The sequence below is a fragment of the Streptomyces sp. HUAS MS02 genome, assembly GCF_055702265.1.
The window spans coordinates 762866-778573 of record NZ_CM146747.1 but is presented as its reverse complement, the minus strand read 5'-3'; the positions used below and the strand labels follow the sequence as shown (position 1 = coordinate 778573).

12 protein-coding genes and 1 pseudogene are annotated in these 15708 nt (G+C 69.4%); 7 read left to right on the top strand and 6 right to left on the bottom strand.

The features are described from left to right. Positions 1–181: 181 nt before the first annotated feature. Positions 182–577, bottom strand: a pseudogene (locus tag ACZ9QC_RS03410) (carbohydrate-binding protein); the annotation flags it as partial. Positions 578–980: 403 nt separating this feature from the next. Between ACZ9QC_RS03410 and ACZ9QC_RS03405 the strand changes: the two are divergent. Beyond that, on the top strand, positions 981–2402 hold the full coding sequence (locus ACZ9QC_RS03405; protein ID WP_472918745.1) for a non-reducing end alpha-L-arabinofuranosidase family hydrolase: 1422 nt from the start codon (positions 981–983) through the stop codon (positions 2400–2402). Positions 2403–2465: 63 nt separating this feature from the next. On the opposite strand, the gene solA is transcribed toward ACZ9QC_RS03405, so the two are convergent. The 4 genes from solA to ACZ9QC_RS03385 are packed head-to-tail and all read right to left on the bottom strand — an operon-like array spanning position 2466 to position 6284. Beyond that, the gene (gene solA / locus ACZ9QC_RS03400; RefSeq protein WP_472918744.1) at positions 2466–3611 is read right to left on the bottom strand and encodes an N-methyl-L-tryptophan oxidase; all 1146 of its coding nucleotides are present in this window, start codon (positions 3609–3611) and stop codon (positions 2466–2468) included. 20 nt (positions 3612–3631) lie between these two features. Beyond that, positions 3632–5035, bottom strand: coding sequence for an NAD(P)/FAD-dependent oxidoreductase (locus ACZ9QC_RS03395; RefSeq protein ID WP_472918743.1), 1404 nt, complete (start codon positions 5033–5035; stop codon positions 3632–3634). Positions 5036–5062: 27 nt separating this feature from the next. Further along, positions 5063–5548 carry a RidA family protein gene (locus ACZ9QC_RS03390; RefSeq protein ID WP_472918742.1) on the bottom strand — a complete coding sequence of 162 codons (486 nt, stop codon included), beginning with the start codon at positions 5546–5548 and terminating at the stop codon, positions 5063–5065. Between the two features lie 55 nt (positions 5549–5603). Continuing rightward, positions 5604–6284, bottom strand: coding sequence for a haloacid dehalogenase type II (locus tag ACZ9QC_RS03385; protein ID WP_472918741.1), 681 nt, complete (start codon positions 6282–6284; stop codon positions 5604–5606). A gap of 231 nt (positions 6285–6515) precedes the next feature. Here ACZ9QC_RS03385 and ACZ9QC_RS03380 point away from each other — a divergent pair, with 231 nt between their 5' ends. From ACZ9QC_RS03380 to ACZ9QC_RS03355, 6 genes are all read left to right on the top strand, one after another. Further along, the gene (locus ACZ9QC_RS03380; RefSeq protein WP_472918740.1) at positions 6516–7202 is read left to right on the top strand and encodes a GntR family transcriptional regulator; all 687 of its coding nucleotides are present in this window, start codon (positions 6516–6518) and stop codon (positions 7200–7202) included. A gap of 400 nt (positions 7203–7602) precedes the next feature. Then, complete coding sequence (locus ACZ9QC_RS03375; protein ID WP_472921586.1) at positions 7603–8076, top strand: RidA family protein; 474 nt, start codon at positions 7603–7605, stop codon at positions 8074–8076. Between the two features lie 64 nt (positions 8077–8140). Beyond that, positions 8141–9250: an alanine racemase gene (locus ACZ9QC_RS03370; RefSeq protein ID WP_472918739.1), complete on the top strand. Its 1110-nt coding sequence runs from the start codon at positions 8141–8143 to the stop codon at positions 9248–9250. Between the two features lie 74 nt (positions 9251–9324). Continuing rightward, positions 9325–10059 carry an SDR family NAD(P)-dependent oxidoreductase gene (locus tag ACZ9QC_RS03365; RefSeq protein WP_472918738.1) on the top strand — a complete coding sequence of 245 codons (735 nt, stop codon included), beginning with the start codon at positions 9325–9327 and terminating at the stop codon, positions 10057–10059. 434 nt (positions 10060–10493) lie between these two features. Continuing rightward, positions 10494–12017, top strand: coding sequence for an ABC transporter substrate-binding protein (locus tag ACZ9QC_RS03360; RefSeq protein WP_472918737.1), 1524 nt, complete (start codon positions 10494–10496; stop codon positions 12015–12017). Positions 12018–12023: 6 nt separating this feature from the next. Beyond that, positions 12024–13826, top strand: coding sequence for an ABC transporter permease subunit (locus tag ACZ9QC_RS03355; RefSeq protein WP_472918736.1), 1803 nt, complete (start codon positions 12024–12026; stop codon positions 13824–13826). Here ACZ9QC_RS03355 and ACZ9QC_RS03350 read toward each other — a convergent pair. Beyond that, on the bottom strand, positions 13795–15510 hold the full coding sequence (locus tag ACZ9QC_RS03350) for a PucR family transcriptional regulator (RefSeq protein WP_472918735.1): 1716 nt from the start codon (positions 15508–15510) through the stop codon (positions 13795–13797). The genes ACZ9QC_RS03355 and ACZ9QC_RS03350 overlap by 32 nt on opposite strands. Between the last annotated feature and the right edge of the window lie 198 nt (positions 15511–15708).

Sequence of the window (15708 nt, the reverse complement as noted above, 5' to 3'; positions counted from 1 at the left end):
CACTTGGGGAACGACACCTCGTCGATCACCAGACCTCGGGCCTGACAACTCCGGAAAACCGCTGGGCGACCCGCTGCCTGACCGGCAGCGGGTCCCACGGCGACCGGCTCACGAACTGCCGCAGGGCCTGCAAGCGCCCGTTCTCGGCGGTGTCAGAGGGCGATGCTCTGGCACTGCTGCTCGGGATCCACCGCTCGGCCCCGGTGTCCCAGCGGTAGGCGCCGCTTATGTCGGTACGCGCGTACAGCAGACCCTTCTCCTTCGGGTTGAACACCAACCCCGTGACATAACCCCCGCCCACCACCTGGGCGTTCTTCCACCTGGCCACTCCTGCGGGAGGTGAGGGTGACGGCCTCGGAACCGCTCACCTCGTCGACCTTCCACTCCTGGGAGGTGGCGGAGCTGTCGGTCTGCTGCTCGGCGACGGCCGCCTGGTCGGTCCACTGCTGGATACGGGTGCCGTCGGCGCGAACAGGAGATACGGCTCGACGAGAGCGGGCGCGCCGAGCAGCAGACCGGTCGCGGTCCAGCGACGGCGATGACGCCCGCGGTGCCCGCCGTTCGCGGGGTTGTCCATGAGGGGGAGATCTCCTTGCACGCTGTTCGTCGGAGGAAGGTCCGGGTCCCGGCCACCGGAACTGACCGGGTCCGCTCCCTTGTTGCCACAGGCCCCGCACAGGGTTGCCTCGAACCGGAAGTTTTTTCAGGGCACTTCGTGGTGCGGCAGGCACTGATCAGCGCCTGGACGGACCGATGGCGCGCACCCCTGTGTGGGGGAGTTGTGGCGGTTCGCGGCCCGGGACGCGAATCGTGTGAGAAGTGTTGACGCCGTTCGTCCGTTCTCTCATTATCTCAGCTTGATCGACATTCCGACCTGGGTTCGATATGTCGAACGCATGTAAGAGTCGCATCGCATCGGCAGTCCCACGGCCTCCGTCGAAGGCCACCAGAACCGCTTACTCGAGGATGACGAGGTCCCCATGCGCAGACGCGCCTCCCGCCGCAAACCTCTGTCCGTAGTACTCACCGCCACGGCCGCGGCCCTGGCCTTCCTGGGCGCGGTGCTCGTCGCCGGCCCGGCTCAGGCAGCCACCACCAGCGCCGTGCGAGGCGTTGCCTCCGACCGATGCCTCGATGTGTCGGGCGCCGCCCAGACCGACGGCACGAACGTACAGATCTGGGACTGCCACGGCGGGACCAACCAGCAGTGGACACTGACGGACAGCAACCAGCTGACCGTGTACGGCAACAAGTGCCTGGACGTCCCGGGCCACGCCACCACGGCCGGTACCCGGCCGGTGATCTGGTCCTGCAACGGCGGCACCAACCAGCAGTGGCGGGCGAACCCCGACGGCACGATCGTCGCCGTGGAATCCGGGCTGTGCCTGGACGTGTCGGGCAATGCCACGGCCAACGGCACGGCGGTGCAGCTCTGGAACTGCAACGGCGGCAACAACCAGAAGTGGAACGGCCTGTCCGGCGCGTCCAACTCGTGTGCTCTTCCCTCGACGTACCGGTGGAGCTCGACCGGCCCACTGGCGCAGCCGGCCAACGGGTGGCTCGCGCTGAAGGACTTCACCACCACGACGTACAACGGCAAGCACCTGGTCTACGCGACGTACTCCGACGGCAACTGGCGCTCGATGGGCTTCAGCCCCTTCACGAACTGGTCGGACATGGCGTCGGCCGGACAGACCAGCATGAGCCAGGGCGCGGTGGCTCCCAAGCTGTTCTACTTCGCGCCCAAGAACATCTGGGTGCTGACCTCGAACGGGTGGGGCACCCAATGGCCCTTCGTCTACCGCACGTCGAGCGACCCCACCAACCCCAACGGCTGGTCCGCCGCGCAACCGCTGTTCACCGGCAGCCTCTCCGACGGCAGCGCGATCGACCCGACCATGATCGCCGACGGCCAGAACATGCACATGTTCTTCGCTGGTGACAACGGCAAGATCTACCAGTCGACGATGCCGATCGGGAACTTCCCGGCCAGCTTCGGCTCGTCGTACACGACCGTCATGACCGACACGGTCAAGAACCTGTTCGAGGCACCCGAGGTCTACAAGGTCCAGGGCCAGAACCAGTACCTCATGATCGTCGAGGCCCGCGGTGCGAGCGAGCAGCGCTTCTTCCGCTCGTTCACGGCCACCAGCCTGAACGGTCCGTGGACCCCGCAGGCCGCCACCGAGGCCAACCCCTTCGCCGGCAAGGCCAACAGCGGAGCCACCTGGACCAACGACATCAGCCACGGTGACCTGGTCCGCAACAACCCCGACCAGACCATGACCATCGACCCCTGCAACCTGCAGTTCCTCTACCAGGGGCTGTCCCCCAACACACCGCAGGGCACCCCCTACGTGGAACTGCCGTACCGGCCGGGCCTGCTCACCCTGCAGCGCTGAACCGCCCGATCCCCGGTGATCGCGCCCCCGTCGAAGAGACGGGGGCGCGATCGCGCTCGGCGGCTACCTGGTTCTGAACCGCTCCGGACGCACGAAGTCCAGGCCTTCGACGGTCTGTTTGCCGAGCGCCTCGTGTGCGGCTATGTGGCCATAGCCGGTGGCCATCTTGAAGCCCTTTCCGGAGAATCCGGTGGCGCAGTAGACCCTGCTGTTCTCGTCCAGCCAACCGAGGAGAGGGTGCCTGTCCTCGGTGAAGAGGTCGGGGAAGGCGTCGGAGCGCACGATGGTGGGGGTCAGACCGGGAAGGAATTCGGTGACGATGTCGGTGACCTTCTCGACTTCTTCCCGGGTGAGTTCCCTGGGCACGGAGTCCGGGTCGGCGGTTTCCCTTCCGCGCCCGTCCAGCGGTCCGTCCACCGATGCCTTGACCGTCACGCCGTCGACGGCGGGTGCGCCGTACAGGGAGCGATCGCCGTACAGCCGGCTGAAGACGGGGAAGTTCTCCGGCGAGAACGCGGTGCCGTCTTGGGCGATGAACCAGGTCAGGACGAGCCGATGGGTTTCCGTGACGGCCTTGAGGCGGTCGGGCATGAGCCTTCGGGACCAGCCGCCCGAGGCGACGATGACCTTCTCGAACGTCCAGGTGCTGTGGCCCGAGGTGACGACCACGCCGTGGTCGGTTTCGGTGATGCTGTCCACGGGTGTGTTCTGAAGGACGGTGGCGCCGTTGGCCCGGGCCGCCGCGACGGCGGCGCTGACGGCGCGGTCGGTGCGCAGCACGCCGGCGTGGGGGTCGTAGACGGCGCAGTCGTCGGGGCGGAGGTTGTGCTGGGGGTAGCGTTCGGCCATGTCCTCCCGACCGAGGACGTGGTGTTCGGCTCCGGTGATACGTGTCGCCTCGATGAGGCTGTTGATGTAGCTTCCGTTCGCCGTCCCGATGGACAGACCCCCGGTGGTGGTGAGGATGTCCTGCCCGGTCTCCCCTTCGAGCTCGGCCCACAGGCCGCGGGAGCGCTCGATGATGGGGTGGTAATCGGGCCTGCCGAGGTAGATCATGCGGAACAGGCGGGTGTCTCCGCCCACGGCACTGCGGCCGTGCGCGGGAGTGGCTGCCTCGAAACCCACCACCGAGTCCGACAGCCGGGAGGCCTGCCACAGGGCCATGCTTCCGATGCTGCCCAGTCCGATGACGGCGAGCTGTGCGTCCATGAGAGCAGGTTCCTTTTCGTCTACTCGTGAAGTCCGGCGAGTCTGCTGCCGAATCGGGCGAGGAGTGAGGTCTTGCTGGAGCCCCTGCGCTCTTCCCACTGGTCGGCAATGCCGAAGAGCCGGTACATGGCGTGCACACCCAGCCAGCGGATGGGCTCCGGTTCCCACTTCCGTGCCCGGTAGCCGACCCAGGGAAGGGTGGTCCGTTCGGTCTCCTTCTCGAAGGCGAGCTCCACGAGAGTCCTGCCGCCGACGTAGGCAGACGTGACACCGTGTCCGGCGTAGCCGGTGGACGACCCGATCCCCGATGCCGGGTCCCAGTGCACGCCGCCGTTCCAGTCCCGCGTGACACCCAGGACTCCCGACCAGGCGTGTTCCACCTCGAAGGGGATGTCCGGGAAGAAGGAACTGAGCTTGTGCGCGATCAGGTCGATGGTGGACCGGGCGGTCGCACCGGCTCCCCCTGTGCCGGACCCGAAGCGGTAGGGGACACCGCGGCCCCCTATGGCGATACGGCCGTCCGATGTCCGTTGGGCGTAGATGAACGTGTGCGCGGAGTCGTTGAGGCACTGGGGCCCGTCCCAGCCGATCTGCTGCCACGCCTCCTCCGGCAGGGGCTTGGTCACGATCATCGAGGAATTGACCGGGATCAGGGTCCGGCTGCCGAGCAGCTGACCCGAATACCCTTCGGTGCAGATGAACGTCTTCGCCGCGGTGACGCGTCCGTTGGCCAGGGTGAGGGTCTTGTCCGCGACACTGTCCACGCGGCTGCCCTCGTAGATCCCTACCCCCATGGAGGCCAGGGTGTCGGCGAGGCCGTAGACGAGCTTCGCGGGGTGAATTCGCGCGCAGTGAGTGTAGAAGAGCCCGCCGTGGACGGTGGCGATGTTGATCCGGGACTGGAACTCCTCCCGGTCGAGCAGGTGGACCTCGTCGTCGGTCAGCCCATACTTCAGTTCGGCATCACGTCTGGCCACCAGTCGGCCCAGCCCCGCCCGCGTGTGAGCGGCGACGAGCGCGCCACCCCTGTGCTGATCGGCGTCGATGCCCTCGGTCTCAAGTATGTCCAGGACCGCGTCGACGCCGGCGACGAACTCCTGCTGCAGCGCCCGGCTCGCCTCCATCCCGCCCCCGGCACGGGCGAAGGTGGCACGGTTTCCCGGAGGCATCGCCGAGAGCCAGCCGCCGTTGCGCCCCGATGCTCCGTAGCCCACCTGTTCGGCCTCGAAGACGGCGATCGAGAGCGACGGTTCGAGCTTCTTGGCGAAGTACGCCGCCCAGAGGCCGGTGTAGCCGCCGCCGACAATGGCCACGTCGACGGAGTCCTGTCCGGTGAAGCAGGGGAACGAGGGCTTCCTGTCGGCGAGTTGGGCCACCCAGAAGCCGAGCTCTCCGTTTCGGGGTGGTGCTGCAAGGGCGTTCATGGTGTGTCCTTCATCTCTGGCTCGCCGCTACACGGCGGTGCAGACGACCTGGATCTCGACAGGGGTGTTGAGGGGCAGCCCGGCGACACCGATCGCGGTGCGCGCGTGCCGCCCGTTCTCCCCCAGGACCTCGATGAGCAGTTCACTGGCCGCGTTGGCGACCTGCGACTGCTCACCGAAGTCCGGCGTGCTGGCCACGAAGACCAGCATCTGCACGATCCTGACCCGGTCCAGATCGCCCACCGCCTGCACAGCGGCGGCGAGCGCGTTGAGCGCGGCATGGCGCGCCAACTCCCGCGCCGCCTCCAGCCCCACGTCCCGGCCGACCACACCCTGACCCAGCAACTCGCCGTCTTTGAAAGGGAGTTGACCGGAGAGACGGATGGTGGAGCCGACCGTCCGGTGGGGCACGAGGTACGTGGTGTCGGCGAGGACGGGTAGCTTCAGCCCCAGGGCCTGGAGTCTTTCTGAAGCCGAGTCACCCTCGACGGTGTGAGGCAGGGGCAGACTCATCCCGCCACCGCCTTGCCGTGGGTCATTTCCTCGGTTCTCCGATCAGGCTCAGGCGTCAGGGACGCGGCAGGCCGAAGAGGACCGGGAGGTCGGCGATGTCGGTGATCCGCTCGTAGCCGAGCCAGTGCTCGTCGTGCTCCCAGCCGCGATCCATGTACACCTTGTTCTTGATGCCCATGATCGCCGCGGGGCGGTGGTCGTACATGGGGCTCGCGGAGACGTGCACGATCTCGTCGGGTGTCACGTCGAGCTTGTCGAGCATGTATTCGAACGCGCGGAGCCGCGGCTTGTAGACGCCCATCTCCTCGGCGCTGATGACGACCTCGAACGGGGCCTTGAGGTTCTCCGCGAGGCGCTGGGCGTGGGCGGTGTCGCTGTTCGTGATGATGACCAGCGGGACCTCTTCGGCCAGGCGGTTCAGTGCCTCGGTGACACCGGGGTACGGGCCCCAGGTGGGAATGCGCTCGTACACCGCCCGCGCCTCGTCCTCGCGGTACTCGAGGCCGACGCTGCGCGAGGCGCGTTCCATGGAACGCGCGACGACCTGATGGAACGGCTGGTAGGCGCCCGTGCACTCGTCGATCCGGTACGCCTTGCAGATCCGCAGGTACTCGTCGGCGACCTCGGCCGGCAGTCGGTCGCCCAGGACCTCGCGCATCGTGTCGTTGATGCTGAATTTGATCAGCGTTCCGTTCATGTCGAAGGTCGCGAACTTGGGCTTGGCGTCGAATGCCACTGGTCCTCCTGGGTGTTTCAGTGGGGCAGCCTGTGCTCTAGTCGATTGTCGACCATGAGGTTGTCGATTGTCGACCAATCGTTTTCAACTGTCAACAGCGACAGGGGAGTGCCTGGCTGTGAACTCGGGAACTCCCTGCCGGGCGGCCGACTTGAGCCGTGGATGCAAAACCGGCGGCGGTATAGTCGACAAACGACCAAGTGGTCGTCAAGTGCCGAGGAGGGCAACGCGGTGGACCACAAGTTCGAGTGGCAGGAGCAGCGGATGACGACGCCGGACGGCGTCTACCGCACACTGCGTGCCGCCATCCTCGATGGGGCCGTGCCTCCTGGTGGCCAGCTGCGCGAGGCGCACATCGCCGCTGATCTCGGGATCAGCCGGTCCCCGCTGCGCGAGGCGCTGACCAAGCTGGAGGAGGAAGGGCTCGTCGTCAAGATCCCTTACCGCGGGGCGTTCGTCGTAGAGGTGAGCGCTCGCGAGGTCGCCGAGATCGACTCGGTCCGGCTACGTGTCGAGCCGTACGCCGCCGAGCTCTCGGCCGAAGCGTTGCGCGGTCCCGAGCGGCCCCAGTTGCTGCAAACCGTCGAGGATCTCCGCCGGGCCATGGAGAAGGGCGACATCCCGGCCAGCATCGACGCGCACCTCCGCTTCCACAGGCTCTTCTACGATCTCTCGGGGCACGGCGTCCTGCAGAGTCTCTGGAACGGCTGGGAGACCAAGCTGCGCCTCCACCTCAGCGTCGATCACCGCACGTACAGCGACGACCCGCATCAACTGGTCGTCGAGCACGAGAGGTTGGCCGCGGTTGCCCTGGAGGGCGACACCGACGCGTTCCGCCGGGAACTGGCCGCCCACTTCCCCATGGGGCTGGGGGCCCAGACGAAAGACCCAGGGGAACGCGCGCCCCGGCATGCATGAGGCCATGTCGGCGGGCGCGAAGCGGCCAAGCCCGCTCGCCGCTGTGATCGATGTGTTCTTGTAGCGGATCCTGAGTGAGGGTCGCCGGCAGCCGGCACGGTGGGGCCGGTAGGCGGCGACGGGCCGATCATGGCTGCGCGCGCGGGCCCGTTCCTCCAGGAGGGGGCGCGTCGTGGCGGCCTTCTGTCGTACGCGCTGCTTCTCCTGCGGCGCAGTCGGCGTCGACTCCGGTGTGCTCGATCAACCGGTCTGCATGATGGTCGTATCCCGGCGCGCAAAGTTTGTATTGACAGTGCTCGACGCACCCTCATATGGTCGACAAACGACAATATGGTGGCAGGTTTGAGTCACCATGCGGCGTTATGTCGCCACTGTTACTCGAGGAGAGAACCGAGTGCAGATGATCAACATCCATGTGAAGCGGGCGGCTTCCGATCGGCTCCAGGCCCTGGGGCTGACCCTGCCGGAGCTCCGTGACAACCCGTACTACGTGCACCACCGGACCGTGGGCTCCACCACCTACATATCGGGCCAACTCCCTTACAAGGACCGCGAGTTGCTGGGTCGGGGTGTGGTCGGCCGGGACGTGGGGCTGGAGGCGGCGCGGGAGTTGGCGCGCCATGCCGCGCTCAACGCGCTCGCCGCCGCTGTGCAGGCGGTGGGTGATCTGGAGCGGGTCAGGATCGTGCAGATGCTGGTCTTCGTGGCCAGCACGCCGGACTTCGGTGAGCAGTCGCAGGTCGCCAACGCGGCCAGTGAACTGCTCATCGAGGTCCTGGGGGAGAACGGACGCCATGCCCGCACCGCGATCGGTGTCGCCGGGCTGCCCCTCAACACCCCTGTCGAGATCCAGATGGTCTGCACCGCTGTGTAGCAGGCGACCGCTGTGGAGGCGGGCGCCCCTCGATCATTCCAGGCAGAACCACAAGGAGGGCAGCGTGAACCGGCTGCAACGAGCACTCGACGCTCTTGTCGAGCGGATCGACACCCCCGCGCCGATCGTGCTGGTCGACGTCATGCAAGGCAACATCGACCGCGTACAGGGCTTCGCCGACCAGCACAACCTCAAGGTCAGGCCGCACGTCAAGACGCACAAGTGCGTGGAGATCGGCCGACGCCAGATCGAGGCCGGCGCGGTCGGGATCACCGCGGGAAACGTCGGTGAGGCCGAGGTCTTCGCCGCGGCCGGCTTCGACGACATCTTCCTCGCCTACCCCATCTGGCCCGCGGGATCGAAGGGGCCCCGGATACGCCGGCTCTCCGAGTCCACCCGGCTGCGGGTCGGCGTCGACAACGTCGCGGCGATCGAGGCCCTCGCCGACGCGATGGGAGACGAGCCGGACCTGCTGCAGGTCGTGATCGAGGTCGACTGCGGCGCCCGTCGTTCCGGGGCGCCGCCCGACGCTGCGGGCGATCTCGCGCTCGCCGCCCGCAAGCGCGGCCTGGTGCCGGTGGGCGTCTTCACCTATCCAGGTCATGGCAGCGCCGGCCGGGACGCTCGCCGGCGCGCCGCGCAGGACCAGGAGGCCGCGCTCACCACCGCGGTACGCAGCCTCGCCGACGTCGGGGTCACCGCTGAGGTGGTCAGCGCCGGCTCCACTCCCACCCTCGAGTTCTCCACCAGAAGCAGCGTGATCACCGAGATCCGTCCCGGCGAGTACGTCTTCGGCGATCTGAACAACGCCCGGCTGGGCTCCTGCACGGACGACCAGATCGCCCTGTTCGTCGCCGGCACCGTGATCAGCGACTGGGTCCCCGACCAGGTCATCCTCGATGTGGGCACCAAGGCCCTCAGCCGCGAAGGCAGCCCCGAGATCGGCTACGGCGGCATCGCCGGCACGGGGGCGGTACTGGCCAAGCTCAACGAGTACCACGGATTCCTTCCGCTGCCGGACGGCGAGTTCCGCCCCAGCGTCGGCACCGTCGTACCGGTGGTGCCCAACCACGCATGCCCCGTGGTCCTCGGTTTCGAGGAGCTGATCGTCACCGACAGCACGGGTACATCGCTGCAGCGCTGGCCGGTCGACGCCCGCGGATTCCTCAACTGACCGGCCCCATGGACAAGACACCGTGGCGAGCCCGCACCCCGACGACCGACCTCCCCCGTAATGGAGTACCTGACATGAGACTCGACAACGTCACGGCCCTGGTGACCGGCGCCAGCAGTGGCATCGGGCAGGCGGTGAGTTCCCACTTCCGCCGCGAAGGAGCGCGGCTGCTGCTCACCGGCCGCAGGGAGAGACTCGACAGCGCTCAGCCCGACGACCTGTACGTTCCCGGAGACCTCAACGACGAGGCATTCGTCGAGCACTTGGCCGAGCAGGCCGCCGAGTCCTTCGGCACCGTCGACGTCGTCGTCCTCAATCACGGTCTGCAGGCCGACGGTCCGCTCACCGAGATGGCCTGCGACGATGCGAAGAACGTGCTGGAGAGCAACCTGCTCAGCGCGTTCCTGGTGATGAAGCACTTCGCGCCGCTGATACCCGAGACCGGCGGCTCGTTCGTCTGCGTCAGCTCACGGCTGGGCATGGTCGGCATGGCCGGGCAGGTCATGTATTCCGCCGCCAAGGGGGGCCTCATCATGCTTGCCAAGGGTGCGGCGATCGAATGGGCCCCGCGCAACATCCGCGTCAACGTCGTCGCTCCGGGCCTGACCGCCACCCCGATCATCGAAGCGGCGTTCCAGCGCAGGCCCGACCCCGAGGGCTACCGACGCCAGCGTGAGAGCACGATCCCGCTCCAACGCCTCGCCACCCCTGAAGAGGTCGCTGACGCGGTGCTCTTCTTCGCATCGTCGGAGTCGTCGTACGTGACCGGATCGGTCCTGACCGTCGACGGCGGGTACACCGCTTCCTGAACGTCCCTGCCCATCCCTGCTGGGCATCACCACCAGCAATGGGCTGAACGACGGCTACGCCGGGGCCGATGGACCGCTCGGCCCGCCCCCACTCCGCTGGTCACCGCCGGTCACGGCTCCAGCTTCCCCGCTGCCACTCACCCGGCCCTCCAGCCGGCGTCGCTCCGACGGCAAGGCCGCACCCATCGCGGCTCGGTCGAGAACACCGTCGGCGTCGCCGACCCCGGAGGCGAGGACGTATGACCACCCCGGTTCTCCCCCACCGGGCTGCTCTCTTGTCGGCGGAGGGCGTTACCTCGTACACAGCGATCTCATTGGTTGAGAATTCACCTATCGAGGTAGATCAAGTTAGGCTTGCCTTATATTCTGATCGAGCCCTGCCCAGCTGAGCGCGCACGGGCTCACGCCACTCTCTCCCGCATGACAGGACTCCCATGCGTACGACCACCCGCGGTCTCGTCTCGACGCTTGCCCTCACTCCGCTGCTGGCCGGCTGCTTCGTGTCCGGTGCAGCAGGATCCGGTTCGGACACGCGAGACGGGTCTGCCGGTCGGCTGAGGGTCGCGCTCGCCCGGCCGCCGGTGCAGGCACTGTCCACCTACAGCGACGACGCCACCCTGCTGGGCAAGCTCTCCGCGGTCGAAGGACTCACCGCCCTGGACAAGAACGGCGCCGCCGCACCCGCGCTGGCGAGGTCCTGGAAGCAGAACAGCCCCACCACCTGGACCTTCGAGCTGCGCAAGGCCACCTTCCAGGACGGCACGCCGGTCACCGCCGACGCGGTCGTGCGCGCCCTCGACCACGCGGACGCCGCAACGCCCAAGCCCCGCGTCCTCAGCGACGTCACCCTCACCGCGAAAGCCGACGACGCCGACACCGTCACCATCAGCACCAAGACCGCCGACCCGGTGCTCCCGCTGCGTCTGGCCAGCCCGGCGCTGGCCATCCTCTCCGCCAAGGCGTACGCGAAGGACGGCACCGCGAGCGCGATCGGCACCGGAACCGGCCCCTTCGAGGTCACGAAGCTCACCGGCAAGTCCAAGGCCACGCTCGACCGCTTCGACGGCTACTGGGGCGGCAAGGCCAAGGCGCCCGGCATCGATGTCACCTGGATAGCCGACGGCACCGCCCGCGCCAACGCCCTGCGCGGCGGCGACGTCGACATCGCCGAGTGGATCCCCACCGCCCAGGCGAAGCTGCTGGACGCCAACACCCGTCACGAAGTGCCCTCCGTACGGACCGACAGCCTCATCCTCAACACGGGCAACGGCATTTTCGCCGACCCCGCGCTGCGCGCGGCGGCCCGCGAGGCCGTGGACGGCTCCGCCCTGGTCGACTCGATCTTCGGTGGGTACGCCGCCCCCGCGCAGGGCCTGTTCGGACCCGCCGTGTCCTGGGCGGCCGACAAGCGCGTCGCGGTCACCGGCCGTGCCAAGGCCGCGACACCCGCACAGGTCAGGTCCAGGACGAAGGGCAAGGCCCTGCGCCTGGCCGCCTTCACCAACCGCGCCGAACTGCCCGAGGCCGCCACCGTGCTGCAGCAGCAGTTGGAGAAGGCCGGGTTCACCGTGAAGCAGGACGTACGCGAGTACACGCAGATGGAGGCCGACCTCCTCGCGGGCGAGTACGACGCGCTCGTCTTCTCCCGGGTGACCCTCCTCGACACCGGCGACGCGGTCGCGTACCTGGCGAGCGACTTCACCGGCGACGGCGTGTACAACATCGCCGCTCTGAAGGACGCCAAGGTGGACCGGGCCGTCAAGTCCGCCGCCGAGGAAGGCGACACGACCAGGCGGCAGCAGAAGATCATGGCCGCCGAGGCGCAGATCCTGCGCACCGACGCCGTCGTGCCGCTGGTCCACGAGAAGGTCGTCCAGGGCATCGCCACCGATGTCGAGGGCGTGCTCCTCGACCCCCGTGAGCGCTCCCTGATCGACCTCGACACCCACCTCAAGTAGCGGCCGATGAGCGTCACGTCGGCCGGTGCCGAGGCCCGCCCGTCCCGGTGGCGCGCGGGCCTCGGCCGCCTCACCGCCGGGGCCGCGCTGCTCACGGCCGTGGCCATGCTGCCCTGGCTGTCCGGGAAGGACCCCGCGCTGACGGTCCTGCGGGCCCGCTCCGGCGACCAGGACCCCACGCCCGCCCAGCTGGCCGCCGTACGAGAACAACTGGGCCTGGACGAGGGACCGTTCGTCCATCTCGCGCACTGGCTGCGCGGACTGCCGCGGGGCGACGCGGGCACTTCCTGGGTGTCCGGTGAGGCGGTGCTGCCCCAGGTGACGAGCGCCTTCGCGGTCTCCGTCACGCTGATGTTCGGCGCGCTGATCGTCACCATCGCCGTCGCCGCACTGGTCAGCGCCCGCACCCTGTACCTCGGCTCCCGACGACGGCTGCACCGGGGGACCGGGGCCATCGGCGTCGCCGTCCTCGCCGCGCTGCCCAAGTTCCTGCTCGCCGCACTGCTCGCCACCGTGTGCGGGGTGTGGCTGGGCTGGTTCCCCTCCAGCGGGTGGGAGGGCCCGGCGTCGATGGTGCTGCCCGCACTCGCCCTCGGGGTGCCGTCGGGAGCGATGATCGGCGGTCTGCTCGACCAGGCGCTGCCCGCGGCCTTCGACGAACCGTGGGCCCGCACCTGGCACGCCTACGGCTTCGCACCCGGCCATGTCGCCCGGCACGCACTGCGCCGCACCCTGGCAGGAGTTCTCCCACAACTCCTGCCGACCGTCGTGGGCCTGGTCGGCGGTGCCGTCGCGGTGGAGAAGATCTTCAACATCCCCGGGCTCGGCCGCCTCGCCCTGGACGCCGCCATCGCCCAGGACCTCCCGCCCCTGCAGACCGCGACCCTGGCCCTCGTCCTGCTCGGCATCGCCGCCGGCCTCCTCATCCAGGCCCTGCGTCGCGCACTGCTCGGCCCGGCCCTGCGGGACGGGGCCCTGCCCGCCCTGCACACACCTGCCCTCCCGCGAGGGCGCTCCACCCGCTGGGCCGCCGGAGCCTGTGCCCTCGCCCTGCTCACGCTGGTCGTCGCCGGACTGCTGCGCGACCCCCTGCACGTGGACACGGCGGCCCGACTTCTCCCGCCCTCAGTCGCACACCCGCTGGGCACGGACGCGCTCGGCCGCGATCTGCTGGCCCGCTTGGGCCACGGCGCGCTGCGCACGGTGGGCGTGGCCCTCGCGGTGACCGCGGTGTGCGCCCTCACCGGCCTGCTGCTCGGCATGGCGGCACAGGTGGGCGCGGGGCTCACGGAAGTGGTGTCGACGATGCCGGCAGTCCTCGCCGGACTGCTGACCACCGCGGTGACCGGCCCGTCGGCCTCGGGCGCCGCCCTCGCGGTCTGCCTGGTCGGCTGGACCCCGTACGCAGCCCAGGCCGCGGCCCTGCTCGAACAGGAACGGGCCAGCGGCCACATGCTCGCGGCCGTCTCCTACGGCGCCGGCCCGGGCTACCTGCTCCGCCACCACCTGCTCCCCGCGGCACTGCCGCCTCTGCTGCGCAACGCCCTCGTGCGCCTGCCCACCACCGTTCTCGTCCTGGCCTCCCTCGGCTTCCTCGGCCTGGGCGAGCAGCCGCCCACCGCGGAATGGGGCCGCCTGCTGTCGGAGAACCAGCCGTACGCGGAACTGGCGCCCTGGACCGTACTGGGCCCGGCGTGCGCGCTCGTCCTGCTCTCCGTCCTCGCCCTGTCCGGCACGGACACCGCGGCTGTGCGCAGTGCCCTGATGCGCACGCCCCTCAGCGGACCCGCGAGACGTCGAGGGCCGTGAGCGCCACGTGGAGTTCGGTGCGCTGTTCGCCGGATTCGAGGTCGCAGTCGAGGATCCGCTCGATGGTGCGCAGACGTTGGTAGACGGTCTCGCGGGACAGGCCCCCGGAGCGGGCGGCCACGGTCTTGTTGCCCGCGGCCTCGAGGTAGTGGCGCAGGGTGGTGAGCAGGTCGGTGCCATGGCGGGCATCGTGGTCGGCGAGTCGGCCGAGTCGGCGTTCGGCGTAGTCCTGGATCCGGGTGTCGTCGCGCAGGGCGAAGAGCAGGCGGCGCAGGCCGATGTCGGATCGTTCGTGGTACGAGCGGTCCAGGGGGAGCGGCTGGCCGGGCTCGGTGGCTTCGGCGACCCGGGTCGCCTCACGGAACGAGCGGGCGACGGCGGGGAGGTCGGCCGCCTCGCTGCCCGTGCTCACCGTTGTCCCGGGGACCAGGTCCAGTGCGGTGCGGCTCAGGTGTTCGACGGCGGGTCGCCACGGTTGCTCGGGTCGCAGTGACAGGAGGATGCCGAGGCGGGTCGGTCGGAGGAGGCCGATGAGGGCCTGTGTTCCCCTCTTCTTCAGCTCCTCGTGGAGGAGTTCCTCGGCCTTGGCCGTGTCGGCCTCGCAGGGGACGTTCGCGAGTACGGCGATGAAGCGGCAGCCCTCCGTGGGCAGGCCCAGCGCGGTGATCCGGGTCTCGGCGTCGGCGGGCGAGCGGTGGCGCTGCTCGACGAGGTCACGCAGCACACTGCGGTGAGCGGCACGTTCCCACGGCGTGGGGTGGGTGAGACGGGCGATGGTGAGGGCCATCGCGGTTCTCTCCAGGATCGTGACGGCTTCCGGACCGAAGGGGCCGAGGGCCGCGTGCGGGGCCGGGCCGGGCGGGGTCGGGAGCATGGCCACCCTGCCCCAGCGTTCGCCCTGGTACTCGACGGGCGCCACCAGCCAGCCCTCGGGGCCGGCGACGGTGGTCTGGTCGGTGGGCGGTGTCGCTCGGGAGCGCTGTTCCCAGGAGGTGAGCGCCGCCCCGGCCGGGTCGACGGAAGGCTCGCAGACGAGTGCCTGGTGGACCAGGTTCTCCAGCACGACGGTGTGGCCGCTCATCTCGGCGGCGGCGCGTACGACGTCCTCGGGCCCGGCGCCGCGCAGGGTGAGGGCGGTGAACGCCTCGTGGACGCGCTGGGTCCGCCGCATCACCTCGGCCTGGTTGCCGAGGATGAACGCGTGGACGACCTGGGTGACCTCCAGGAAGTTGACGTCCTTGGCCAGGGTGACGAGGGGCAGCCCGCGGACCTCGCAGGCGTGGACCAGGGCGTCGGGCGGGCGGTGGTAGCGGCGGACCAGTTCGATGACCAGGGCCGCCGCGCCGACGTCGGCGAGTTCGTCGACGTAACGGCGTACGCCGGCCGGCTCCTCGGGCAGAGGCATGCCGGTGGTCAGGACGAGTTCGCCGCCCTTCAGGAAGGAGGCGGGGTCGGTCAGTTCCGTGATGTGGACCCAGCGGACGGGCCTGTCGAGCCGGGACGAGCCGGTGACCACCTGCGGCTGTCCGGCGGCCAGGACGGGAAGGGCCAGCGCGTCGGCCACGGTGAGCGAGCGGCCGCCGGTGTTCATGTCGCGGCCCGGCAGGCCGGCGTCGGGGCCCGGCACGCAGGCGCCCGGACCGTCGGCGCCCGGCCCTGGAGCCGTGGGGTGGTTCTCGCTCACGGTGCCTCCATGGGGGTCCCGGCTCCGGTGAGGCCACGGAGCTCGGGGAATGCCACGTCACTCTGACAAGCGTCGCCGACCTGCGCAAGAGCCCGGAGGCGGTGGCCGGGAGGCGGCGGGGGCGGCGCGCGAGCACGGCGTGCCTGACACAACGTCCGGATACCGCGTCCCGGCCGGACAGATCGCGCGTTGGCGCGA